The sequence below is a fragment of the Afipia sp. GW821-FHT04G03 genome (assembly GCF_059419985.1).
In genome coordinates this window covers 1,276,085-1,299,430 of sequence record NZ_JBWKSV010000001.1, presented here as the reverse complement: position 1 = coordinate 1,299,430, position 23,346 = coordinate 1,276,085, and the positions used below count along the sequence as shown (strand labels likewise).

Annotated in this window: 19 protein-coding genes; 13 read left to right on the top strand and 6 right to left on the bottom strand. The window is 62.8% G+C overall.

The genetic code is table 11. The annotated features are described in order from the left end of the window. The first annotated feature begins 3 nt into the window (after positions 1 to 3). From AC07UB_RS06310 to AC07UB_RS06285, 6 genes are all read left to right on the top strand, one after another. The gene (locus AC07UB_RS06310) at positions 4 to 1,089 is read left to right on the top strand and encodes a malate/lactate/ureidoglycolate dehydrogenase (RefSeq protein WP_494651685.1); all 1,086 of its coding nucleotides are present in this window, start codon (positions 4 to 6) and stop codon (positions 1,087 to 1,089) included. A gap of 95 nt (positions 1,090 to 1,184) precedes the next feature. After that, a complete protein-coding gene (locus tag AC07UB_RS06305) occupies positions 1,185 to 1,961 on the top strand; it encodes an HpcH/HpaI aldolase family protein (RefSeq protein WP_492793041.1) in 777 nt (258 codons plus the stop codon). Positions 1,962 to 2,049: 88 nt separating this feature from the next. Then, entirely contained in the window at positions 2,050 to 3,573 is a 1,524-nt protein-coding gene (locus AC07UB_RS06300) for a UxaA family hydrolase (protein ID WP_492793040.1), read from the top strand. Positions 3,574 to 3,612: 39 nt separating this feature from the next. Beyond that, positions 3,613 to 4,584, top strand: coding sequence for a fatty acid desaturase family protein (locus AC07UB_RS06295; protein WP_494651686.1), 972 nt, complete (start codon positions 3,613 to 3,615; stop codon positions 4,582 to 4,584). A gap of 71 nt (positions 4,585 to 4,655) precedes the next feature. After that, on the top strand, positions 4,656 to 6,359 hold the full coding sequence (locus AC07UB_RS06290) for an IlvD/Edd family dehydratase (protein ID WP_492793037.1): 1,704 nt from the start codon (positions 4,656 to 4,658) through the stop codon (positions 6,357 to 6,359). A 198-nt stretch (positions 6,360 to 6,557) separates the two neighbouring features. After that, a complete protein-coding gene (locus AC07UB_RS06285; protein ID WP_492793036.1) occupies positions 6,558 to 7,874 on the top strand; it encodes an MFS family transporter in 1,317 nt (438 codons plus the stop codon). Between the two features lie 171 nt (positions 7,875 to 8,045). On the opposite strand, the gene AC07UB_RS06280 is transcribed toward AC07UB_RS06285, so the two are convergent. The 3 genes from AC07UB_RS06280 to AC07UB_RS06270 are packed head-to-tail and all read right to left on the bottom strand — an operon-like array spanning position 8,046 to position 11,435. Further along, the gene (locus tag AC07UB_RS06280; protein WP_492793035.1) at positions 8,046 to 8,792 is read right to left on the bottom strand and encodes an SDR family NAD(P)-dependent oxidoreductase; all 747 of its coding nucleotides are present in this window, start codon (positions 8,790 to 8,792) and stop codon (positions 8,046 to 8,048) included. A 27-nt stretch (positions 8,793 to 8,819) separates the two neighbouring features. Next, on the bottom strand, positions 8,820 to 9,554 hold the full coding sequence (locus tag AC07UB_RS06275; protein WP_494651688.1) for an SDR family oxidoreductase: 735 nt from the start codon (positions 9,552 to 9,554) through the stop codon (positions 8,820 to 8,822). 15 nt (positions 9,555 to 9,569) lie between these two features. Beyond that, positions 9,570 to 11,435 carry an IlvD/Edd family dehydratase gene (locus AC07UB_RS06270; protein ID WP_494651689.1) on the bottom strand — a complete coding sequence of 622 codons (1,866 nt, stop codon included), beginning with the start codon at positions 11,433 to 11,435 and terminating at the stop codon, positions 9,570 to 9,572. Between the two features lie 250 nt (positions 11,436 to 11,685). Here AC07UB_RS06270 and AC07UB_RS06265 point away from each other — a divergent pair, with 250 nt between their 5' ends. The 7 genes from AC07UB_RS06265 (at position 11,686) to eda (ending at position 18,961) form a co-directional block, all read left to right on the top strand. Continuing rightward, positions 11,686 to 12,753: an ABC transporter ATP-binding protein gene (locus AC07UB_RS06265; protein WP_492793032.1), complete on the top strand. Its 1,068-nt coding sequence runs from the start codon at positions 11,686 to 11,688 to the stop codon at positions 12,751 to 12,753. Positions 12,754 to 12,881: 128 nt separating this feature from the next. Next, positions 12,882 to 14,207 carry an ABC transporter substrate-binding protein gene (locus tag AC07UB_RS06260; protein ID WP_494651691.1) on the top strand — a complete coding sequence of 442 codons (1,326 nt, stop codon included), beginning with the start codon at positions 12,882 to 12,884 and terminating at the stop codon, positions 14,205 to 14,207. A 157-nt stretch (positions 14,208 to 14,364) separates the two neighbouring features. After that, a complete protein-coding gene (locus AC07UB_RS06255; RefSeq protein WP_492793030.1) occupies positions 14,365 to 15,324 on the top strand; it encodes a carbohydrate ABC transporter permease in 960 nt (319 codons plus the stop codon). Next, the gene (locus AC07UB_RS06250) at positions 15,317 to 16,228 is read left to right on the top strand and encodes a carbohydrate ABC transporter permease (protein ID WP_494651693.1); all 912 of its coding nucleotides are present in this window, start codon (positions 15,317 to 15,319) and stop codon (positions 16,226 to 16,228) included. The genes AC07UB_RS06255 and AC07UB_RS06250 overlap by 8 nt, the downstream gene beginning before the upstream one ends. A gap of 122 nt (positions 16,229 to 16,350) precedes the next feature. Continuing rightward, positions 16,351 to 17,334, top strand: coding sequence for a D-erythronate dehydrogenase (denD, locus tag AC07UB_RS06245; RefSeq protein ID WP_494651694.1), 984 nt, complete (start codon positions 16,351 to 16,353; stop codon positions 17,332 to 17,334). 17 nt (positions 17,335 to 17,351) lie between these two features. Beyond that, positions 17,352 to 18,305: a sugar kinase gene (locus AC07UB_RS06240; protein WP_494651696.1), complete on the top strand. Its 954-nt coding sequence runs from the start codon at positions 17,352 to 17,354 to the stop codon at positions 18,303 to 18,305. Next, positions 18,302 to 18,961 carry a bifunctional 4-hydroxy-2-oxoglutarate aldolase/2-dehydro-3-deoxy-phosphogluconate aldolase gene (gene eda, locus AC07UB_RS06235; protein ID WP_494651697.1) on the top strand — a complete coding sequence of 220 codons (660 nt, stop codon included), beginning with the start codon at positions 18,302 to 18,304 and terminating at the stop codon, positions 18,959 to 18,961. Before AC07UB_RS06240 ends, eda begins: the two co-directional genes overlap by 4 nt. A gap of 122 nt (positions 18,962 to 19,083) precedes the next feature. On the opposite strand, the gene AC07UB_RS06230 is transcribed toward eda, so the two are convergent. From AC07UB_RS06230 to AC07UB_RS06220, 3 genes are all read right to left on the bottom strand, one after another. After that, positions 19,084 to 20,673, bottom strand: a complete 1,590-nt coding sequence (locus AC07UB_RS06230; protein ID WP_494651698.1) for a gamma-glutamyltransferase family protein — start codon at positions 20,671 to 20,673, stop codon at positions 19,084 to 19,086. 127 nt (positions 20,674 to 20,800) lie between these two features. Further along, positions 20,801 to 22,084, bottom strand: a complete 1,284-nt coding sequence (gene oxlT, locus AC07UB_RS06225) for an oxalate/formate MFS antiporter (RefSeq protein WP_492793024.1) — start codon at positions 22,082 to 22,084, stop codon at positions 20,801 to 20,803. A 128-nt stretch (positions 22,085 to 22,212) separates the two neighbouring features. Continuing rightward, positions 22,213 to 23,208 (bottom strand): NADP-dependent oxidoreductase, encoded by a 996-nt coding sequence (locus AC07UB_RS06220; RefSeq protein WP_492793023.1) that lies wholly within the window; start codon positions 23,206 to 23,208, stop codon positions 22,213 to 22,215. Between the last annotated feature and the right edge of the window lie 138 nt (positions 23,209 to 23,346).

The window sequence follows — 23,346 nt, the reverse complement described above, 5'->3', positions numbered from 1 at the left end:
ATCATGGTTACAATCAACTCCCAGAAGCTGATCGGCTTCGTCGCTGATATTTTCTCGCGCGCGGGCTCCTCGAAAGCCGAAGCCGAGCGCATCGCCACCTATCTGACCACGGCGAACCTCACCGGGCATGACAGCCACGGCGTCATCCGCGTGCCGCAATACGTGAAGTGGGCCAAGGAAGGCATCATCGTTCCCGACCAGACCATCAAGCTCGAGGTCGATACGCCATCGCTCGCGGTGGTGGACGGCGGCTTCGGTTATGGCCAGACGGTGACGCCGCAGGCGGTCAAGGTCGGCATCGGCAAGTGCAAGGCCAACGGCATCGCCGTGATGACGCTGAAAAACTCCGGCCATCTCGGCCGCGTCGGCGACTGGGCGGAAATGGCGGCGGCGGAAGGCCTCGTCTCGATCTTCTTCGTCAACGCGGCGGGCTCCGTGCTGGTCGCGCCCTATGGCGGCGTCGGGCGCAAGCTTTCCACCGCACCTTATTGCGTCGGCATTCCGCGTCCGGGGCAGGGGCCTGTGGTGCTTGATTTCGCGACCTCCATTGTGGCCGAAGGCAAGGTGATGGTGGCGAGCCGCGGCGGCAAGAAACTGCCGAAGGGCGCACTGGTCGATGAGGACGGCAGTCTTAGCGAAGATCCGCATGTGCTGTACGGGCCTTATGAGGCGGAAGGTCCGCGCGTCCACGCGCAGGGCAAGGGCGCGATCCGCGCGTTCGGCGATCACAAGGGCTCGGGGCTCGCGCTGATGTGCGAACTGCTCGGCGGCGCGCTCACCGGCAACGGCGCCACCAAGACCGACCGGCGTTTTTCCAACGGCATGCTGGCGATCTTCATCGACCCGAAGGTCGTGGACCCCGCGCATTTCTTCGACGGCGAGGTCGCGCGCTATATCGCCTTCTTCAAGGACAGCAAGCTGGCGCAGGGCCACGACGCGGTCCTGATCCCCGGCGAGCCGGAAGCGGCGACGCGCGCGGACCGCACCAAAAACGGCGTGCCGCTGACCGACGAAACCTGGAATTCCATCACAGCAACGGCGCGGGCGGTCGGGATCGACGAAGCCGCCGTTGCCAAGGCGACCGGATAGGTTAAGGATCGGGCGTCTCACCGAGAGGGCTGCTCATGCATGACCCGCGCCCAAATCAGCCAGTTATAATCAAAACAGAAACGGGAAACGAGCGAATGGCAAACAAGGTCAAGGAAATCTGGGCAGCCGGCAAGGTGGTCGTCAACGGCTGGCTGGCGATCCCGTCGGGCTTTTCCGCCGAGGTAATGGCGCAATGCGGCTTCGACAGCGTCACGGTCGATATGCAGCACGGCGTGCAGGATTATCAGTCGATGATCCAGTGCTTCCAGGCGATGCAGGCGCATCCGGTGACGCCGATGGTGCGCGTGCCGTGGAACGAGCCGGGCATCATCGGCAAGGTGCTCGACGGCGGCGCCTACGGCGTGATCTGCCCGATGATCAACACCAAGGAGGAAGCCGAGCGCTTCGTGCAGTATGCGAAGTATCCGCCGCGCGGCACCCGCAGCAACGGACCGATCCGCGCCATGATGTACGGCTCGGCCGGGACGTATCAGCAGACCGCGAATGAAGAGACGCTCTGCATTCCGATGATCGAGACCAAGACCGCGGTCGAGAATCTGGAATCGATTTTGGATGTGAAGGGCATCGCCGGCGTTTATATCGGCCCGTCCGATCTCGGCTTCTCCTACGGCCTGCATCCGACGCTCGACCGCACCGAGCCGGAGATCATCAAGATCTATGAGCGGATCGTGAAGGAATGCGACAAGCGCGGCATCTTCCCCGGCATCCATTGCAGCGGTCATGCCGGCGCGACGCTTGCCATCGAGCGCGGCTTCAAGCTGGTGACGATCCTGAACGACAGCGGGTTGCTGGCGATGTCCGCGAAGAGCCACATCGGCGAGGTACGGAAGAACTCCGGCGGCAAGGCGTAGACGCTGCCGGGAACAGCGATTTCTAACCTCTCCCCGTAAACGGGGAGAGGCGAAAAAGAAGAAGCCAGAGCCAACAAGGACAATAGCCATGGCCCCCACACCCGTGATCCGCTTGCATCCCGATGACAGCGTGGTGATCGCGCGGGCGGCGCTGCTGCCTGGAGCGGAGGTGGCGAAGGGAGTTGCTGCGAGCGAGCGCATTCCCGCCGGTCATAAAGTGGCGGTGAAGCCCATCGCCGTCGGCGAGCCAGTGATGCGCTACGGCCAGATCATCGGCTTTGCGACCACGGCCATCGCGCCCGGCCAGCATGTCCATGTGCAGAACATCGGCATGGGCGAATTCTCGAAGGACTATGCGTATGGCGTGGACGTCAAGCCGACGCCAAACTTCGATCTGCCCGCGACGTTTCAGGGCATCCGCCGTCCCGACGGGCGGGTCGCGACGCGCAACTACATCGGCATTCTCACCTCGGTGAATTGCAGCGCGCATGTCGCAGGTATGGTCGCCGACGTGTTCAAGAAAAATCCGTTCACCGGCCACGATCCGCTGGCGGCGTTTCCGAATGTCGATGGCGTGGTCGCGCTGACCCACAAGACCGGCTGCGGCATGACACAGCTTGAGCCGCTGACGGTGCTTCGGCGCACGCTCGGTGGTTACGCGCGGCATGTGAATTTCTCGCATGTCATCATTCTCGGCCTCGGCTGCGAGATGAACCAGATCGGCGGCTTTCTCGAAGAGCAGCGACTGGCGGGCCGGTTGCGCTCGCTGGACATTCAGGATGTCGGCGGCTCGCGCAAGACGGTGGAGAAGGCGGTCGCGTTCGTTCACGAGGTGCTGGCCGAATCCAACGCCATCACGCGCGAACCGTGTTCCGCCAGCGAACTGATGGTGGCGCTTCAGTGCGGCGGCTCGGATGGCTATTCGGGCGTGTCCGCTAATCCGGCGCTCGGCGCGGCCAGCGACATTCTGGTGCGCCACGGCGGCTCGGTGATCCTGTCCGAAACGCCCGAGACCTATGGCGCGGAGCATCTGCTGACGCGGCGCGCGGTCAGCACCGAGGTCGGCGAGAAGCTCGTCGCGCTGATGCGCTGGTGGGAAGATTACACCAAGCGCAACGGCGCGGAGATGGACTCCAATCCCAGCCCCGGCAACAAGGCCGGCGGCCTGACGACGATTCTGGAAAAGTCGCTCGGCGCGATGGCGAAAGCCGGCAGCACCAATCTTGTGGACGTGGTCGGATATGCCGAGCCGGTCACGCGGAAGGGATTCACCTTCATGGACACGCCGGGTTTCGATCCGGTCGCGGCCACGGGACAGGTGGCGGGCGGAGCCAATCTGGTCTGCTTCACCACCGGGCGCGGCAGCGTGTTCGGCTGCAAGCCGTCGCCCTCGATCAAGCTCGCGACCAACACGCCGATGTTCCGCCGCATGGAAGAGGACATGGACGTTAATTGCGGCACCATTCTCGACGGCGAGGAAACCGTGCAGGAATGCGGCCAGCGCATTTTCGACCTGATGCTGCGCGTTGCCTCCGGCGAGCAGACCAAGAGCGAGGCCTTCGATTTCGGCGCGGCTGAGTTTGCGCCGTGGGTTCTTGGGGCTACAATGTAATCCCAAGAGTCGAACCAATCGGCCGCAGGGAGAAACGCCATGCCAGCCGTTGAGCGCGTCGATCCGAAGACGATCTTTTCCGCCGAGGAATGGGCGCACCTGACGTCGCGCAGTTCGTTGCGCGGGATGTGGCTGGTGGCGCATTGCTGGGGCACCATCGCCGCCGCCATAGCACTGGTGGCGATCTGGCCGAATCCGTTCACATGGCTTGTGGCGGTGATGATCGTGGGGACGCGGCAGCTCGGCCTTGCGATCCTGATGCACGAGGCGGCGCATGGCGGGCTGCACGCCAACCAGACAATCAACGAATTCGTCGGCAACTGGATCTGCGCGGTGCCGGTCGGCGCGTCGCTGGCAAGCTACCGCGCCTATCATCTCAAGCACCACAGGTTCACGCAGCAGCCGGAAGATCCGGACCTCGGCCTGTCGGCGCCGTTCCCGATCTCGAAGGACAGCTTCTATCGCAAGGCGTTCCGCGACCTGACCGGGCAGACCTTCGTCAAGCAGCGGCTGCCGCTTTTCAAGACGCTGTTCATGCGCAACGACAAAGTCATCGACGACATTGCCGACGATGACGAGACCGAGAACTTTCTCACCGCGGGCAGGATCGCGATGCTTCGTTTTCTCGGCGTCAATGCGCTGTTGTTCGGCCTGTTCTGGCTGGCGGGCGCGGGCGTCTGGTTCTTCGGCGTGTGGATCGTCGCGATGGCGACATGGTTTCCTTTGGTGACGCGCGTGCGCAACATCGCCGAACATGCCTGCACCTCGACCGGCCCCGATCCGTTCAGCCATGCGCGCACCACCCATGCCAACATCATCGAGCGCGCGCTGATCGCGCCGTACTGGGTGAACTATCACGCCGAGCATCACCTGTTCATGTATCTGCCATGCTACCGGCTGCCGGAGGCGCACCGGCTGCTGACCGAGAAGGGCCTGATCCAGCGGGTCGATGTCGCTCCTGGCTATCTCGACGTGCTGCGGCTCGCGACCTCGCGGCAGCAACCGGCCTGATTGCAGGTTTTGCCACGCCCCTGAAATGCTTCTAATGTGCCGCCGCAAATCAATGCGACGGAAAGAACGAGATGACCAAGGGTCTCAAGAAGGGGCTGACCAGCTACGGCGATCCCGGATTTTCGCTGTTCCTGCGCAAGGCCTTCATCAAGGCGATGGGCTATTCCGACGACGCGCTGGAGCGCCCGATCGTTGGCATCACCAACACCTACAGCGACTACAATCCCTGCCACGGCAACGTTCCGCAGCTCATCGAGGCGGTGAAGCGCGGCGTCATGCTGGCGGGCGCGATGCCGATGGTGTTTCCGACCATCTCCATCGCCGAGAGCTTTTCGTTTCCGACCTCGATGTACCTGCGCAACCTGATGGCGATGGACACCGAGGAAATGATCCGCGCGCAGCCGATGGACGCGGTGGTGGTGATCGGCGGCTGCGACAAGACGCTGCCGGCGCAGATCATGGCGGCGGTGAGCGCCGATCTGCCGACGGTGGTCATTCCGGTCGGCCCGATGGTGGTCGGCCATCACAAGGGCGAGGTGCTGGGCGCCTGCACCGATTGCCGCCGCATGTGGGGGAAATTCCGCGCGGGCGAAATCGACGAAGTGGAAATCGAGGCGGTCAACGGCCGCCTCGCGCCGTCGGTGGGGACGTGCATGGTGATGGGCACCGCCAGCACCATGGCCTGCATCACCGAGACGCTCGGGTTGTCCTTGCCGATGAGCGCGACAATTCCTGCGCCGCATTCCGAGCGCGTGCGCTCGGCTGAACTCAGCGGCAGGCGCGCCGCGGAGATGGCCGTCACCGGCGGGCCGCGTCCGAGTGAATTGCTGACGCCCGCCGCGTTCAGGAACGCGCAGGTGGTGTTGCAGGCCATCGGCGGCTCGACCAACGGGTTGATCCATCTGACGGCGATTGCCAACCGCACGCCGCACCGGATCGATCTCGCCGCATTCGACCAGTTGGGGCGGGACGTTCCGGTACTGATCGATCTGAAGCCCTCCGGCGCGCATTACATGGAGCACTTCCATCATGCGGGCGGCGTGCCGAAGCTGATGAAGCAGCTCGGCGACCTGATCGATCTCGATGCGAAAACCATCGCGGGAGGGACGCTGCGCGATGTCGTTGCCAATGCCGAGGAAGTGCCGGGACAGGATGCGATCCGCTCGCGCGACAATCCGATCACGCCCGAGGGCGCGATGGCGGTGCTGCACGGCAATCTCGCGCCGCGCGGCGCGATCATTAAGCATTCGGCGGCGAGCAAGAATCTGTTGCAGCACACCGGCCGTGCGGTGGTGTTCGAGTCCGTGGAGGACATGACGTTGCGGGTCGACGATCCGGCTCTCGACGTGAAGGCGGATGACGTGCTGGTGCTGCGCAATGCCGGGCCGAAGGGCGCACCGGGAATGCCTGAGGCGGGCTATCTGCCGATCCCGCAAAAAATACTGCGCACCGGCGTCAAGGACATGGTGCGGATTTCAGACGCGCGCATGAGCGGCACGGCGTTCGGCACCATCGTGCTGCATATCACGCCGGAGTCGGCGGTGGGCGGGCCGCTGGCGCTGGTGAAGACCGGCGACATGATCAAGCTCGATGTTGCGGGCCGGAAGATCGATCTCTTGGTCGATGAAGCCGAACTGAAAAAGCGTCGGGCGGCACTCGCCGCGCCCGCGACGCCGGAGTGGGCCGCGCGCGGCTACGCGCATTTATTTTATGAAACGATCACGCAGGCGGATGACGGCTGCGATTTCGATTTCATGCGGCGGGACGGGAAGTAGGGGGCGGACAATATCTCTCAACGTCATCCCCGCGTAAGCGGGAACCCATACCCCTGACCGCAGTGTCATCCTGAGGTGTGAGCCGTGATTGCGGTAAGCCTCGAAGGATGTGCATCGGTAGATTGCCGCGGTCCGGTTCTTGACAGGGAGCGAAAGGCGGGGCCTGCTGCTTATCGTCGCAGATGAAGGGGCCTCTCCATGAGCACAGTCACGTTGACCGCCGATCAGCATGCCGATCGCCGCCGCCGGATATGGGCCATCGTCGGAAGTTCGTCCGGAAACCTCGTCGAATGGTATGATTTTTACGCCTACGCGTTCACGGCGCTCTATTTCGCCCACGCGTTTTTCCCGGCGGGCAACCAGACCACGCAATTGCTCCAGACCGCTGCGGTGTTCGCCATCGGGTTCCTGATGCGGCCGATCGGCGGATATATTTTCGGCACCATAGCCGACAAATACGGCCGCAAGACATCGATGGTCACATCGATCCTGATGATGTGCGGCGGCTCGCTCGCCATCGGCCTGCTTCCGACCCATGACACCATTGGCGTTGCGGCGCCGATCCTGCTGTTGCTGGCGCGCATGGTGCAGGGACTTTCGGTCGGCGGCGAGTACGGCACGACCGCGACTTACATGAGCGAGGTCTCACTTCCCGGCAAGCGCGGGTTCTATGCATCGTTCCAGTATGTCACGCTGATCGGCGGCCAGTTGCTGGCGTCTCTTGTCGTGCTGGTCATACAACTCACGCTGACGGACGCGGAGATGCGCGCGTGGGGCTGGCGCATTCCGTTCCTGATCGGAGCGCTATGCGCGGTCGTGGCGCTCTACCTGCGGATGTCGCTGCACGAGACATCGTCCGAGAAGAGCCGCTCGCACGAGGGCGCGGGATCGCTGCGCACGATCTTCACCCATCACCTGAAGCCGTTCCTGCTTGTGCTCGGCTACACGGCGGGCGGATCGCTGATCTTCTATACCTTCACCACGTACATGCAGAAGTATCTGGTGAACTCGGCGCATATGGATCACCGCACCGTCAACGGTGTCATGAGCGCGGTGCTGTTCACCTACATGATCATGCAGCCGCCGTTCGGTGCGCTGTCAGACAGGATCGGCCGCCGGACGCAGATGCGGATGTTCGGTGTGCTCGCGACGCTCTGCGTCGTCCCGCTGATGTATGCGATCGGCGGGGTGACCAGCCCTTATATGGCTTACTTTCTCATCGTTCTCGCGCTGGCGATTGTCTCGCTCTACACCTCGATCAGCGGCGTGGTGAAGGCGGAGATGTTCCCGCCCGAGGTAAGGGCGCTCAGTGTCGGCTTCGCCTATGCCATCGCCAACGCCTTGTTCGGCGGCTCGGCGGAATACGTCGCGCTGTGGTTCAAGGATTACGGCCTCGAGTCGAGTTTCTTCTGGTACGTGACAGCGCTCTGCGCCGTTGCGCTGCTCGCGGCGATCCTGATGCCGGACCCCAAGGTCAAGGGCTACCTGCACGGGCACGAGTCAGACCCGGATTAGGGGCAGGGCACACGTCTAATCGGCGTCATTGCGAGGAGTCTTTTTACCTCTCCCCGTTTACGGGGAGAGGTCGGATTGCAGCAATCCGGGTGAGGGGCGAGGGCCCGATGATCGACGAAGGTTGCCCCTCACCCCAACCCTCTCTCCACAGGAGCGGGGAGAGGGGGAAGATCAATACGTCGCGCGGCCGCCGGAAATATCGAACACCGCGCCGGTGGTGTAGAGGCATTCCTCCGACGCCATCCATGTCACGAGTGAGGCAAGCTCCTCGACTTTCAGGAATCGTCCGCGCGGAATTTTCGACAGCATGAAGTCGATGTGCTGCTGCGTCATCTGGTCGAAGATCGCGGTCTTGGCGGCGGCGGGAGTCACGGCGTTCACCGCGATCTCTGTGCCCGCCAGTTCCTTGCCGAGCGATTTGGTTAGCGCGATGACGCCGGCCTTCGACGCCGAATAGTGCGAGGCATTCGGGTTGCCTTCCTTGCCGGCGATGGAGGCGATGTTCACGATGCGCCCGTAGTTCTGCTTCATCATCGCGGGCACCACGGCCTTGCAGCACAGGAACGGCCCGTCGAGGTTGATCTTCATCACCTGCCGCCATTCGTCGTAGGACAGGTCCGCGACGGTCTTGTTGACGCCCGCGATGCCGGCATTGTTGACCAGGATATCGATGCGTCCGAAACCTTTCAGCGTCGCGTCCCTGGCGGCCTCGACCGCGGCGGGATCGGTGACGTCGACCTTGAGCGCGGTGACGGCGCCGCCGATCTCCTTCGCGGTCTTCTGGCTGAGCGTCTCGTCGAAATCCCAGATCATGACCTTGGCGCCGGACGCCGCGAAGCGCTCGGTAATGGCGCGGCCAAAGCCCTGCGCGCCGCCGGTGACGACGGCGAACCGTCCTGAGAGATCGATCTTGTTCAAGGCGTTCTCCTGAGCTTCTTTTGTTGATTAAAGCGTCCAGCCGCCGTCGATGATGTGATCGACGCCGGTGGTGAAGGCGCTCTCGTCGCTGGCGAGATAGAGCGCGAGCAAGGCGATTTCCTCCGCCGTGCCGAGCCGTCCCATCGGCTGGCGGCTGACGAACATCTCGCGGCCGCCGCTGCCGAGCGCTGCCGCGCGCCCCAGCATCGACGGTGTCTCGATGGTGCCGGGACAAATCGAGTTGCAGCGGATGCCCTTGGTGATGAAGTCGACGGCAACCGCGCGCGACAGGGCCGCGACGGCGGCTTTGGTGGCGCTGTAGACGTAGCGGTTGGGCGCGGCCTTGAACACGCCGGCGGCGGAGGCGATGTTGACGATCGATCCGCCGCCGCCTTCCAGCATCAACGGCAGGAATGCGCGGATCGTGCGGTGCATCGACTTGACGTTGAGATCGAACGAAAAGTCCCAGTCGGCGTCCGAACATTCCAGCGCCGTGCCGTTGTGCACGAAGCCGGCGGCGTTCAGCAGAATGTCGACCTTGCCGACTTTCTTCGCCATCGCCTCGACCGCCGCGGTGTCGCGGACGTCGAGCTTGACGGTCTGCGCGACGCCTTCCTTTTTCAGCGCGGCGAGGCCGACCTCGTCGATGTCGGTCGCGATCACGCTGGCGCCTTCGCGGGTGAAGGCGAGGGCGCAGGCACGGCCGATTCCCGCCGCACCCGCGGTCACGAATGCGCGCTTGCCTTTCAGTCGGTCAGACATGTGACGTCCTCGCTGTCAGTGATTGTCCCGCGCGACGCCGATGGTGCCCGCGATGTTGCGATAGCGGGTCGCCAGTTCGAGGCACGCGCCGGTGGCGTGCTGGCCGACGGTGTCGCGATAAAGCTCCTGCCACGGCGTCTGGTTTTTCGGAAACGGAAAGCCGCCCTTGGCCAGCAGGTCGGCGTGGCGCTGCTTCACCTCCGCGTCGGAAATCAGGATGTTGGCTTCGCCCTTGTTGAGGTCGATGCGGACACGGTCGCCGGTCTTGAGGATCGCAAGTCCGCCGTTGGCGGCGGCTTCCGGCGAGGCGTTCAGGATCGACGGCGAGCCCGACGTGCCGGACTGGCGGCCGTCGCCTATGCAGGGCAGCGAGGTGATGCCTCGCTTGATCAGGGCCGCGGGCGGCTGCATGTTCACGACCTCCGCGCCGCCGGGATAGCCGATGGGGCCGACGCCGCGCACGAACAGCATGCAGTGCTCGTCGATCTTCAGGGATTCATCGTCGATGCGGTGGTGATAATCCTCCGGCCCCTCGAACACGATGGCGCGTCCCTCGAACGCTTCGGGATCTTTCGGATTGGAAAGATAGCGGTCGCGGAATTCCTTGGAGATCACGCTGGTCTTCATGATCGCCGAATCGAACAGGTTGCCGCGCAGGACAATAAAGCCCGCGTCCTTCACCAGCGGCTTGTCGTAGGTGCGGATGACGTCGCTGTCCGGCGCGGTCGCGGTCCTGCAGTTCTCGCCCATGGTCTTGCCGTTGACGGTGAGGGCGTCTTCATGAATGCGCTTGTGCTTCATCAGTTCGCGCACCACGGAAGGCACGCCGCCGGCGCGATGATATTCCTCGCCGAGATAATAGCCCGCCGGCTGCATGTTCACGAGCAGCGGCACGTCATGGCCGAATTTCTGCCAATCCTCGATGGAGAGATCGACACCGATATGACGGGCCAGCGCATTGATGTGAATCGGCGCGTTGGTCGAACCGCCGATCGCGGAGTTGACCACGATGCAGTTCTCGAAGGCCTTGCGGGTGAGGAAGTCCGACGGCTTCAGATCCTCCCACACCATTTCAACCGCGCGCTTGCCGGTCTCATAGGCGATCTGGCCGCGTTCGCGATAGGGCGCGGGGATCGCGGCACAACCCGGCAGCGAGAAGCCCAGGGCTTCCGCCAGGGAGTTCATGGTGGAGGCGGTGCCCATGGTGTTGCAATGGCCGACGGACGGCGCGCTTGAGGCCACGATGTCCATGAATTCGTCATAGTCGATCTTGCCGGCAGCCATTTCCTCGCGGGATTTCCACACCACGGTGCCGGAACCGGTCCGTTCGCCGTTGTGCCAGCCGTTCAGCATCGGGCCGCCCGACAATACAATGGCGGGAATGTTCACGGTGGCGGCGGCCATCATGCAGGCCGGGGTGGTCTTGTCGCAGCCCGTGGTCAGCACCACGCCGTCCAGCGGATAGCCGAACAGGATTTCGACCAGCCCGAGATAGGCGAGGTTGCGGTCGAGTGCTGCGGTCGGCCGTTTGCCGGTTTCCTGAATAGGGTGGGTCGGAAACTCCATGGCGATGCCGCCGGCCTCGCGGATGCCTTCACGAATACGTTGCGCGAGTTCGATATGATGGCGGTTGCAGGGCGACAGGTCGTTGCCGGTCTGGGCGATGCCGATGATCGGCTTGCCGGATTGCAACTCATGCCGCGTCAGCCCGTAATTCAGATACCGCTCCAGATAGAGAGCGGTCATTCCGGGATTGTCGGGATTATCGAACCAGAGCTGGGACCGGAGTTTGCGTTTCGCGCCGTTATTTGCGCCATTTTTTATTGCGGCGTGATCGTCATTTTTTTTCACAAGATTTCTCCCGCACTGCACACAATCCATGTGTCGGCGTTGGTAATGTTTGCATGTCGAAGCGGCATCTGCAACGCTTACAAATCAAACATCCGATCTTTGGGACAGAACCGAAAATCTCTGCTAAGACCTCTGTCCAATAGCAAGAACGGATCAATCCGTTGAGAATACCCTTCGACACAAACTTTCAAAGATCGCTTCCGGATATCGACGTTCAAAAAAAGACAGAGCAGCGACGGCTTTCGCCGGACGACGCCGAAACGAGAGGGAGGAAGACTGTATGGCGTCCGTGCATATTCACGACGTGCGCAAATCGTTTGGCGGGTTTGAAGTCCTGCACGGCGTGACCGTTCCGATCGAGGACGGGGAATTCGTGGTGCTGGTCGGCCCTTCCGGCTGCGGTAAATCAACCCTGTTGCGGATGCTGGCGGGTCTGGAAAAGATCACGTCGGGCACGATCTCGATCGGCGACCGGGTGGTCAACGACGTTCAGCCGAAGGAACGGGACATCGCCATGGTGTTCCAGAACTACGCGCTCTATCCGCACATGACGGTTGCCAAGAACATGGGCTTCTCGCTCAAGCTGCGCGACGCGCCACAGGACGAGATAGACAAGCTGGTGCATCGCGCCGCGGACATTCTCGCATTGAAGCCGCTGCTCGATCGTTATCCGCGGCAGCTGTCGGGCGGTCAGCGCCAGCGCGTCGCCATGGGCCGCGCCATCGTGCGCGATCCCCAGGTCTTTTTGTTCGACGAGCCGCTGTCGAATCTGGACGCCAAGCTGCGCGTCGCCATGCGCACCGAGATCAAGGAACTGCATCAGCGGCTCAAGACCACGACGGTCTATGTGACCCACGATCAGATCGAAGCCATGACCATGGCGGACAAGATCGTGGTCATGCACGACGGCATCGTCGAGCAGATGGGATCGCCGCTCGAGTTGTACGATCATCCCGACAACAAGTTCGTGGCGGGGTTCATCGGCTCGCCGGCGATGAATTTCCTCGAAGGCAAGCTGGTCGGCAGCAACACGCCCCATGTCGAGACGGCGAACGGCAGCAAGCTGCCGCTGATCGCATCGCGCGCGGGTCTCGACGGCAAGCCGGTGACCTACGGCATCCGTCCCGAGCATCTGGAATTCGCCGATGACGGCATCGAGGCCAGCGTCGTCGTTGTCGAGCCCACGGGGTCTGAAACCCAGATCGTCGCGCGCATCGGCGATCAGGACTTGATCGCGGTCATTCGCGACCGCCGGCCGGTCAAGCCCGGCGACAAGGTCAAGCTGCGGCCGATTCCGACCTCGGCACATGTCTTCGACAAGGAGACCGGCAAGCGTCTCATCAACTAGGTTTTATCAACAAGGCATGGTCCGGTTTTCGAAACCGGACCGCGCCGGACGAAAACGGGTTTACGCTAAAATCATAACCAGCACCCGGCCAAGACAATCAAGAGCCGGCGAAAACAGGGAGAGTTACAATGAGTGATTTCACACCAAACCGGCGCGCACTTCTGAAGGGCGGCGCGTCCGTGCTCGCGGGTGCCGCGACCGTCTCCGCCGACCAGTTGCTCAATTTCGCGACCGCCTGGGCGCAGACCACGCAGTGGAAAGCCGAAAAGGGCGCCAAGATCAACCTGCTGCGCTGGAAACGCTTCGTGGAAGCCGAAGACGTGGCTTTCATGAACATCGTTCAGGCGTTCAGCAAGGCGACCGGCGTCGAAGTCAACGTCACCAATGAATCCTATGACGACATTCAGCCGAAGGCGTCGGTTGCGGCCAACACGGGGCAGGGCCTCGACATGGTCTGGGGCCTGTATTCGCTGCCGCATCTTTTGCCGACCAAGTGCGTCGACGTGACGGACGTGGCCGACTATCTCGCCAAGAAGTACGGCGGCTGGGCCGAATCCGCCAATGCCTACGGCAAGGACAAGACCGGCAAGTGGATCGGCATTCCGGTCGCGGCCACCGGCGCGCTGATGAACTATCGCATCAGCTCGTGCGAGAAGGCGGGCTTCAAGGAGTTCCCGAAGGACACCGCGGGCTTCCTCGAACTGTGCAAGGGCCTCAACAAGAACGGCACGCCGGCCGGCATGGCGCTCGGCCATGCCTCGGGCGACGCCAACACCTGGCTGCACTGGGCGCTGTGGAGCCACGGCGGTTACCTTGTCGACAAGAACGACAAGGTCATCATCAACTCCCCGGAGACGATGAAGTCGCTGGAATACGTCAAGGCGCTGTACGAGACCTTCATTCCGGGCACCGCGTCCTGGAACGACTCTTCGAACAACAAGGCGTTCGTGTCGGGCCAGCTTCACGTCACCTGTAACGGCATCTCGGTCTATGTCACCGCCAAGCGCGAGAACAAGGCGGTCGCCGACGACATGAACCACGCCTACATGCCGATCGGACCGGCCGGCAAGCCGACCGAACTGCATCTGCCGTTCACCATGCTGACCTTCAACTTCACGAAGTATCCGCAGGCGTGCAAGGCACTGACCGCATTCATGATGGAAGCGGACCAGTACAATCCATGGCTCACCTCGGCGTCGGGTTATCTGTCGTCGTTCCTCAACGGTTACGACAACAATCCGGTCTGGACGTCAGATCCGAAGAACACGGTGTATCGCGACGTCGCCAAGCGCACGCTCACGCCAGGCGGCCTCGGCACGCTCGGAGAGAACGCCGCGGCTGCGATCGCCGACTTCATCGTGGTCGACATGTTCGCGAACTACTGCACTGGCCGCGAAGACGCGAAGGGCTCGATCGCCTTCGCCGAACGTCAGGCCAAGCGCCTTTATCGCTAAGGACGCACGGATCGCCGGCGCGGAACCGTTCCGCGCCGGCGTCTCTTTCTTCTCGATCACAACTTGAGCGCATTCTGCCCGCAAAACCGGTGTCTGCTTTTCCGGAATGCGCGCTGAAGGCTCGGTCCCACAGGTTCGGTCCCAAAGGTTCGGTTTCATGAGCACGATACCGGCATCGATGCCAACGCCACGGCCCTACGTCAGTTCGCTGTCGTTCTGGCAGCGGCTTGCCACGAACCGCAACTGGATCGCGTTGTGGTTCATGCTGCCCGCGGCGGCGTTCCTGATCCTGTTTCTGGCCTATCCGCTCGGCCTCGGTGTCTGGATGAGTTTCACCGACGTGCGCATCGGGCGGGCCGGGCAGTTCATCGGGCTCGAGAATTACGAATGGCTGTGGGACGACGGCGTGTTCTGGCTCTCCGTCTTCAACACGTTGCTCTACACGACGATCGCCAGCGCCATCAAATTCGGGCTCGGGCTCTATCTTGCGCTGCTGCTCAACCGCAACATGCCCGGCAAGGCGATGATCCGCGCGGCGGTGCTGGTTCCCTTCATCGTGCCGACGGTGCTCTCGGCCATCGCATTCTGGTGGATCTACGATTCGCAGTTTTCGATCATCTCGTGGTCGCTGCGGAAAATGGGTCTGATCGAGCAGAACATCAATTTCCTCGGTGACTCGTCTTGGGCGCGCGCCAGCGTCATCATCGCCAACATCTGGCGCGGCGTGCCGTTCGTGGCCATCACGCTGCTGGCCGGCTTGCAGACCGTCTCGCCGTCGCTCTACGAAGCCGCGACGCTGGACGGTGCGACCAACTGGCAGCGCTTCCGCTTCATCACCTATCCGCTGCTGACGCCGATCATCGCCGTGGTGATGACGTTCTCGGTGCTGTTCACGTTTACCGACTTCCAGTTGATCTGGGCGTTGACGCGCGGCGGGCCGGTGAATGCGACCCATTTGATGGCGACGCTGAGTTATCAGCGCGGAATCCTGAGCGGCAGGCTCGGGGAGGGCGCGGCGGTCGCGACCGCGATGATTCCGTTCCTGCTCGCCGCGATTACTATTTCCTGGTTCGGGATGCAGCGCCGCAAGTGGCAGCAAGGATCTGAAAATGACTGATCATGCAGCACATCCGCCTGCCGCGCCGACCCAGTCGGCGAGCGACAACAGCGAGGGCATGAGCTATCTGGAGACCTTGCCCAGCAAGATCATCACGCTCTACATCCCGCTGTTCATCATCGTGGTCATCCTGCTGTTCCCGTTTTACTGGATGGCGCTGACGTCGATCAAACCCGACGAACAGCTGATCGACATGGAGACCTTCAACCCGTTCTGGGTGGTGAAGCCGACGCTCAAGCATATCCAGAAGCTGCTGTTCGAGACGCAGTACCCGCGCTGGCTCTGGAACACGATGTATGTGGCGGCGGCGGCGACCACGCTGTCGATCATCGCCAGCGTGCTGGCGGCCTATGCCATCGTCCGCTTGCGCTTCAAGGGCGCTGAAGTCGTCAGCGCGTCGATCTTCCTCGCCTATCTCATTCCGCCATCGATCCTGTTCATTCCGCTGGCGTCGGTCATTCATTCCTATGGACTGTTTGACTCGCCGCTGTCGCTGATCCTAGTTTATCCGACGCTGCTGATTCCGTTCTCGACCTGGCTGCTGATGGGATATTTCAAGACCATCCCGTATGAGCTGGAGGAGTGCGCCCTGATCGACGGCGCCAGCCGCTGGCAGATTCTCACCAAGATCGTTCTGCCGCTCGCAATCCCGGGATTGATTTCGGCGTTCATCTTCTCGTTCACGCTGTGCTGGAACGAATTCATCTACGCGCTGACGTTCCTGTCCTCGACCCAGAACAAGACCGTGCCGGTGGCCATCGTCAACGAATTCGTCGACGGCGACATCTACAAATGGGGATCGCTGATGGCGGGCGCGCTGGTCGGCTCGCTGCCGCTGGTCATTCTCTATGCGTTCTTTGTTGAACACTACGTGTCCGCCATGACCGGCGCGGTGAAGGAATAACAAGGAAGCAATAAAAGACCGTCATTGCGAGAAGCGCAGCGACGAAGCAATCCATTTGCACGTTTCTGGATTGCTTCGCTTTGCTCGCAATGACGATGTCGATCTGAAGAGGAGTTACCCCTTTGCACATTATGGTTCTCGGCGCGGCCGGCATGGTCGGGCGCAAACTCGTCGAGCGGCTGACCCGCGAAGGCAGGCTTGGCAAAACCGACATCACGCGTCTGACGTTGCAGGACGTCGTGGCCCCGGCCAAGCCGAACACGTCGATTCCTGTCGATGTCGTGACGGCAGACGTGTCGGACGAGGCGTCGGTGACGAAGCTCGTCGCCTCGAAGCCAGATGTGATCTTTCATCTCGCCGCCATCGTGTCGGGCGAAGCCGAGGCCGATTTCGACAAGGGCTATCGCATCAATCTCGACGGCACGCGCTATCTGATCGATGCGATCCGGGCCATCGGCGGCGGTTACAAGCCGCGCGTGGTGTTTACCTCGTCGATCGCCGTGTTCGGCGCGCCGTTCCCCGAGAAGATCGGCGACGAGTTTTTCAACACGCCGCTGACGAGTTACGGCACGCAGAAGACCATCGGCGAACTGCTGATTTCGGATTACACCCGCAAGGGCCTGCTCGACGGCGTCAGCATCCGTCTGCCGACTATCTGCGTGCGGCCGGGTCTTCCCAACAAGGCCGCCTCGGGCTTCTTCTCCAACATCATCCGCGAACCGCTCGCCGGCAAGGAAGCCGTGCTGCCGGTGTCCGAGGATGTCCGGCATTGGCACGCATCGCCACGTTCGGCGGTAGGATTTCTGATCCATGCGGGGACCATGGACACCAGCACCATCGGCCCGCGCCGCGCGCTGAGCATGCCGGGCCTGTCCGTGACCGTGGGCGAACAGATCGCGGCGCTGGAGCGCGTTGCAGGCAAGAACGTCGTCGCGCGCATCAAGCGTGAGCCCGATCCGACCATTGTCGGCATCGTGGCCGGCTGGCCGCGCGACTTCGTCACCGACCGTGCGGTGAAACTCGGCTTCACCACGGCGGAGAAGACGTTCGACGACATCATCCGCATTCACATCGACGACGAACTCGGCGGGAAATTCGCAACCTGACAACCACCGGTGCCGCGATGACGACAATCGCCTGCATTGGCGAGTGCATGATCGAACTGTCGCGGGGCGCAGGCAACCAGCTCACGTACAGCTATGGCGGCGACACGCTGAACACGGCGGTCTATCTGGCGCGGCTCGGCGTCGGCGTGGATTACATCACGGCGCTCGGCGACGATCCGTTCAGCGACGAGATGATCGAGGTGTGGAAAGGCGAGGGCATCGGGACCGGGCGCGTCGCGCGCGTGGGCGGCAAGCTGCCGGGGCTCTATGCGATCCGCACCGACAAGGTTGGCGAGCGCTCGTTCTATTACTGGCGCGAGAACGCGGCGGCGCGGCTGCTGCTCGACCTGCCCGAAACCGGTGCCATTCTCGCGGCGCTTGCAAGCTACGACATGGTCTATCTCTCGGGGATCACGCTGTCGCTCTACAGCGCCGACGGCCGCCGTAAGCTGATCGAGGCCCTTGGCGCAGCACGCGGGGGTAAAACCCGCATCGCCTTCGATACCAATTTCCGGATTCAAGGCTGGCCGGTGCTGGACACCGCGCGCCAGGTGTATCGCGACGTGTTCGCGGTCGCCGACGTGGTGCTGGCATCGGTGGATGATCTCACCCCGCTGTTCGGCGCGCGGATGCATGGCGAACTGATTGACCGGATGGCCGCGCGCGAAGTCGTGCTGAAACTTGGCACGCCCGCCAGCGTTGTCAGGCTTGACGGCGTGGACCATGCCGTGACGGCGGAGCCGGTCGGCAAGGTGGTGGACACCACGGCGGCGGGTGACAGTTTCTCGGCGGCTTATCTCGCCGCCCGGCTGCGCGGCGCGGCTCCGGTGGATGCTGCGCGGGCGGGGCACCGGCTGGCGGGCGCGGTGATCGGCCATCCCGGCGCGATCATTCAGCGCGAAGCCATGCCGCCTGAAGTTATGCCGTCCGTGGGTGCGACCGGAGCGGCTGCTATGGAGCGATCGTCATGACCGGCTTGTCGGCGGCTGCAAGACAGGCCGCACTGGAGAAAATCCTGATCCCGGCGCGGATCGTTCCGGTGCTGACCATCGACCGCGTCGAGGATGGCGTGCCGCTGGCCCGCGCACTGGTGGCCGGTGGGCTGAAGGTTCTCGAAGTCACGTTCCGCACCGAGGCCGCCGCCGCTGCCGCCAGGTTGATTATCGCGGAGGTGCCGGATGCCATCGTCGGCATGGGCACTGTCCTCAACGGCGATGACCTGCGGCGCGCAGAGGAACTCGGCGCGCAGTTCGCCGTCAGCCCCGGCGCCACGCCGGACCTGCTCGACGCTGCCGCTGCAAGCGATCTGCCATTGTTGCCCGGCGTCGCAACTTCATCCGAAGTGATGCAGGCGCACGCGAAGGGATTCAATCTGTTGAAGTTTTTCCCCGCCGAGCAGGCGGGCGGAATTTCCATGCTGCGCGCGCTGGCGGGGCCGTTTCCCGGCACGCGCTTTTGCCCCACAGGCGGCATCAATGCCGCCAACGTGGTGTCATGGCTCGCGGAGCCGAATGTGATCGCGGTCGGCGGCTCGTGGCTGTGTCCGGCGTCGGACGTCAAGGCGGCGAACTGGGAGGTCATTACCGGCCGCTGCATCGACGCGATGAAGGCGCTGCGGCGGAGGTAAGCTCAGACCGAAAAACAGAGTCCGGCGAACGGGTTACGATTCGGATCGCCGGCGGAGGTTGAATCCCGGAATCAGGTTCTGCATGAACATGAGAAAAGCCGCCTAACGACTCGGCCTGACTCTCAAAATCCCATCGCGGCACCATCGCTGCGCGGGTCGGTCGCGCCCTCGAACATGCCGTCGGCATGGCGCACCACAGCGCCGGCATGGCCCATGGTCGAGGTGAAGGCCGGCAGGATTTCGATGTCATGGCCGGCGTCGCGCATGGCCTGCACGACCGCGGGATCGAAACGGTCTTCCAGCTTCAGCGTCACCGTGGCGTCGCCCCATGTCTTGCCGAGCAGCCAGCGCGGCGCGGTAATCGCGGCCTGCAAGCCCTGACCGTACATCGCGTAGCGCGAGAACACGGCGGACTGGCTCTGCGGCTGGCCTTCGCCGCCCATGTTGCCATAGACCATGCGGCGGCCATCATTGAACAGCGCCATCGCCGGATTGAGGGTGTGGAACGGCTTGCGGCCGGGGCGCAGCGCGCGCGGGCCATCGCCTTCGAGCAGGAAGCTCGATCCGCGGTTCTGCCAGACGATGCCGGAGTTCGGCAGCACGCAGCCGGAGCCGAATTCGAAATAGATGCTCTGGATGAAGGAGACGGCGATGCCGTCCTTATCGACCGCGCCGAGCCAGACCGTATCGCCGGGATTGGCCGGCACCGGCCACGGCAGCGCGCGCTTGCGGTTGACGTTGGCCGCCAGTCCGTCGAGCGTGGCCGGCGTCAGATAGTGTTCGGCTTTCTCCATCATCAGCGCCGGGTCACCAACGATGCGGTCGCGCACGATGAACGCCTGCTTGGTGGCTTCCACGATACTGTGCAGGTAATCGAAGCTCTCGGCTTCCTTGACGCCGAGCCGCTCGAAGATCGCAAGGATCATCAGGGAGGCAAGGCCCTGCGTCGGCGGCGGGAAGTTGTAGAGGATCGCGCCCTTGACCGCGACGGACAGCGCCGCGCGGCGCTGCGCCTTGTGCGCGGCGAGGTCTTCCAGTGTCACCGGCGAGCCAACGCGCGCCAGATCCGCCGCGATCTCCTTGGCAAGCGTACCCGTGTAGAAATCCATTGCGCCATGCTGGCCGAGGCGCTTGAGCGTGTTGCCGAGCGCCGGCAGCTTCATCAACTGGCCTTCCTTCGGCAACTGGCCGTCGAGCAGGAAAGTCTCGACGAAGCCGGGAGAATCCTTCAGCTCCGCGAATTTGGTTTCGGTCAATTCCTGCTGCGTGGCGGTGACGGCGAAACCGTTCTCGGCGGACCAAACTGCATCTTCCACGAGGCGCGACAGCGGGAGCTTACCGCCCATCTCCGTGTTGATCGCGAGCACTTCGGCCCAGCCGGACAGCGTGCCCGCAACCGTGTTCGCGGCCAGCGGCCCACGCGACGGAATCGCGGAAAGGCCCTTGCTCTTGTAGAAATCGACGGTCGCCGCGGAGGCGGCGCTACCGCAGCCGTCCACCGCAACGGGTGGCTTGCCGTCTTTCGAAATCAGCCAGAATCCGTCGCCGCCGATGGAATTCATGTGCGGATAGACCACGGGCAGGGACGCCGCCATGGCCAGCGTCGCCTCGATGGCGTTGCCGCCTTCGCGCAGCACGCGCAGTCCGGCTTCAGAGGCGAGATGATGCGGCGAAGTCACCATGCCGCGGCGGGAGCGAGGCGTATTCAGCATTGATCGTGTCCACGTTCGAGCGTCAACAATGGACGCGATGTCCCTCATGTAAGCGAAAACTTCGCTTTTGACAAAACGCAAAATGCCCGGCTTACCGGGCATTCTGGACGTGGATGGGGTGTGAATCCTATTCCGCCGGGGCGGCGAGAGGAGGTGTGCCGGGCGCTGTGTGCCCGAACCATGCCATTCGCCACGGCTTCAAAACGAACAGGGCGAGCAGGCCGGTCAGCACGTCCATCACGATGATGAGGCTGAAAACCGGCATCCAGCTTCCGGTGGATTCACGGATCATCGCCGCGACGGGTCCGCCGAGCACGGAGCCGATGCCTTGCGCCATATAAAGGAAGCCGTAATTCGTCGTCGCGTTCCTGGTGCCGAACGTGTCGGTCAGGGTGGAGGGAAACAGCGAGAAGATCTCACCCCATCCGAAGAACACGACGCCCGACAACAGCACAAACGCAAGGGCGTTGTCGCGGAAGGCGACCATCAGCGCGATGGCGATGCCCTCGAAGATAAACGCGAGGGCCATCGTATTCTCGCGCCCGATCCTGTCCGACACGTAGCCGAAGAACGGCCGCGTCAGCCCGTTGGTGATGCGGTCGATGGTCAGGGCGAGGGGCAGTGCGGCGAATCCCCAGACCATCACATTGGCGACGCCGAAATCCTTGGTGAAGTTCGCGAACTGCGAAATCACCATCAGGCCGCCGGTCGACATCATGGTCATCATGATGAACATGAGCCAGAAGATCGGCGTTTTCAGCATCTGCTTCGGCGCATAATCCGTTGTGGACGTCGAGACCATGGGAGCGATGCCGCTGACCTCGCCGGGCTTTGGATCGCGCAGACCCAATGCCGCCAGAAATCCGACCGCGCCGAGGACGATGCCGAATGTCGTCAGAGTTTGCTGATAGGTCGATGTCGCCAGCATGCCGGAAATCGGGAAGGTGGTGAGGATCGCGCCGAAACCGTAGCCGGCTGCGACCATGCCGGTCGCGAAACCGCGCTTGTCCGGAAACCAGCGCACCATCAGGCCGACGATGCCGACATACACGAGGCCGGTGCCGATGCCGCAAAATAAGCCATAGGTTGCATAAAGTCCGGTCAGCGATGTGATATGGGCCGAAAGAACCCAGCCGAGGCCGCTCAAGACGGCTCCGATCGCGATAAGCCATTTGGGGCCGAACTTGTCGATCAACCAGCCTTGCGCCGGTGAGAAAAAGGTTTGCAGGACGATCAGCAGCGAAAACGTGATCTGGATGGCCGGCAGCGTCGCGCCGGTCGTGGTCTGGAAGGATTTGACGAACAGCGTCCAGACGTATTGCGGGCTGGAGATCGCCATCATGGCGATGACTCCCAGCAACAGTTGAATCCAGCGCGCGTTGCTTGTCTTTGAATCGGTCGTAAGGCTCATGCCCGTTTTCTCCATGTTCTGGAGAAAACACAGCAATGTGCGTGCCATTCACCGCATTTGCGCTATGCGTTTATGAAGTGGCGGCACATGCATTTTTGGACGGAATGAATCCGCCGCAGATGTGTTCGTTACACCTTCACCATCCGCTTGCCGCGGTTCTCGCCGGCGAGCAGGCCGATCAGCGCCTGCGGTGTATTCTCCAGGCCGTCGATGACGTCTTCCTGCACCTTGAGCTTGCCGGACTTCACCCATGACTGAAGGTCGGCCATCGCCCGCGCGGTCTGGTCGTAGTAGTCCATCACGATGAAGCCCTGCATGATGAGGCGCTTCACAACGATCAACCCGGGCACGCCGCGCGGACCCGTGGCGGAGGGTGCGCCGTCATATTGCGAGACAGCGCCGCAGCATGCGATGCGGCCATTCTGGTTCATCTGCGGGAGACACGCTTCTAGAATGTCGCCGCCGACATTGTCGAAATAGACGTCGATGCCGCTCGGCGCCGCCGCCTTCAGCGCCTTGAACACAGGCTCCGACTTGTAATCGACCGCGGCGTCGAAGCCGAGTTCGGAGACCAGCCAGTTGCACTTCTCCTTGCCGCCCGCGATACCGACGACGCGGCAGCCTTTAATTTTCGCGATCTGGCCGACGATCGATCCGACCGATCCCGCCGCCGCCGAAACGGCAACCGTTTCGCCGGCTTTCGGCTTGCCGACTTCAAGCAGGCCGAAATAGGCGGTGAGGCCGGCGATGCCGTACACGCTGAGCAAATGGGTCATCGGCTCCATGTGCGGCACCTTGACCAGCGTCTTGGCTTTCACCGCGGCATAATCCTGCCAGCCGGTATCGCCGAACACGAGGTCGCCCGGCGCGAAGCCCGGTGCTTTCGATGTGACGACTTCCGCGACCGCGCCGCCGGCCATCACCGAGTTGGCCTCGACCGCAGAGCGGTAGGTTGCGCCATGCATCCACGCGCGGTTCGCTGCATCGAGCGAAATGTAACGCACGCGCAGCAGAACCTCGCCGTCCTGCGCTTCGGGCATTGCCGCTTCAGTCATCTTGAAGTTCTGCGGCGAGAGCTTGCCTGTGGGCTTTTCGACCAGCAGGATCTGGCGGTTGGCGGTCATGTGTTGTCCCTCCGGCGGCGTTGTTTTTTGCGTTTCGTGCGGCACGATAGCAGCGTTCACCGGGGGAATGGAACCGGCGAGGTGCCTTGTCGCAATACGGTCGTCTGCGGGTGTGAGGATCGCGGCGCATGCGTTTCA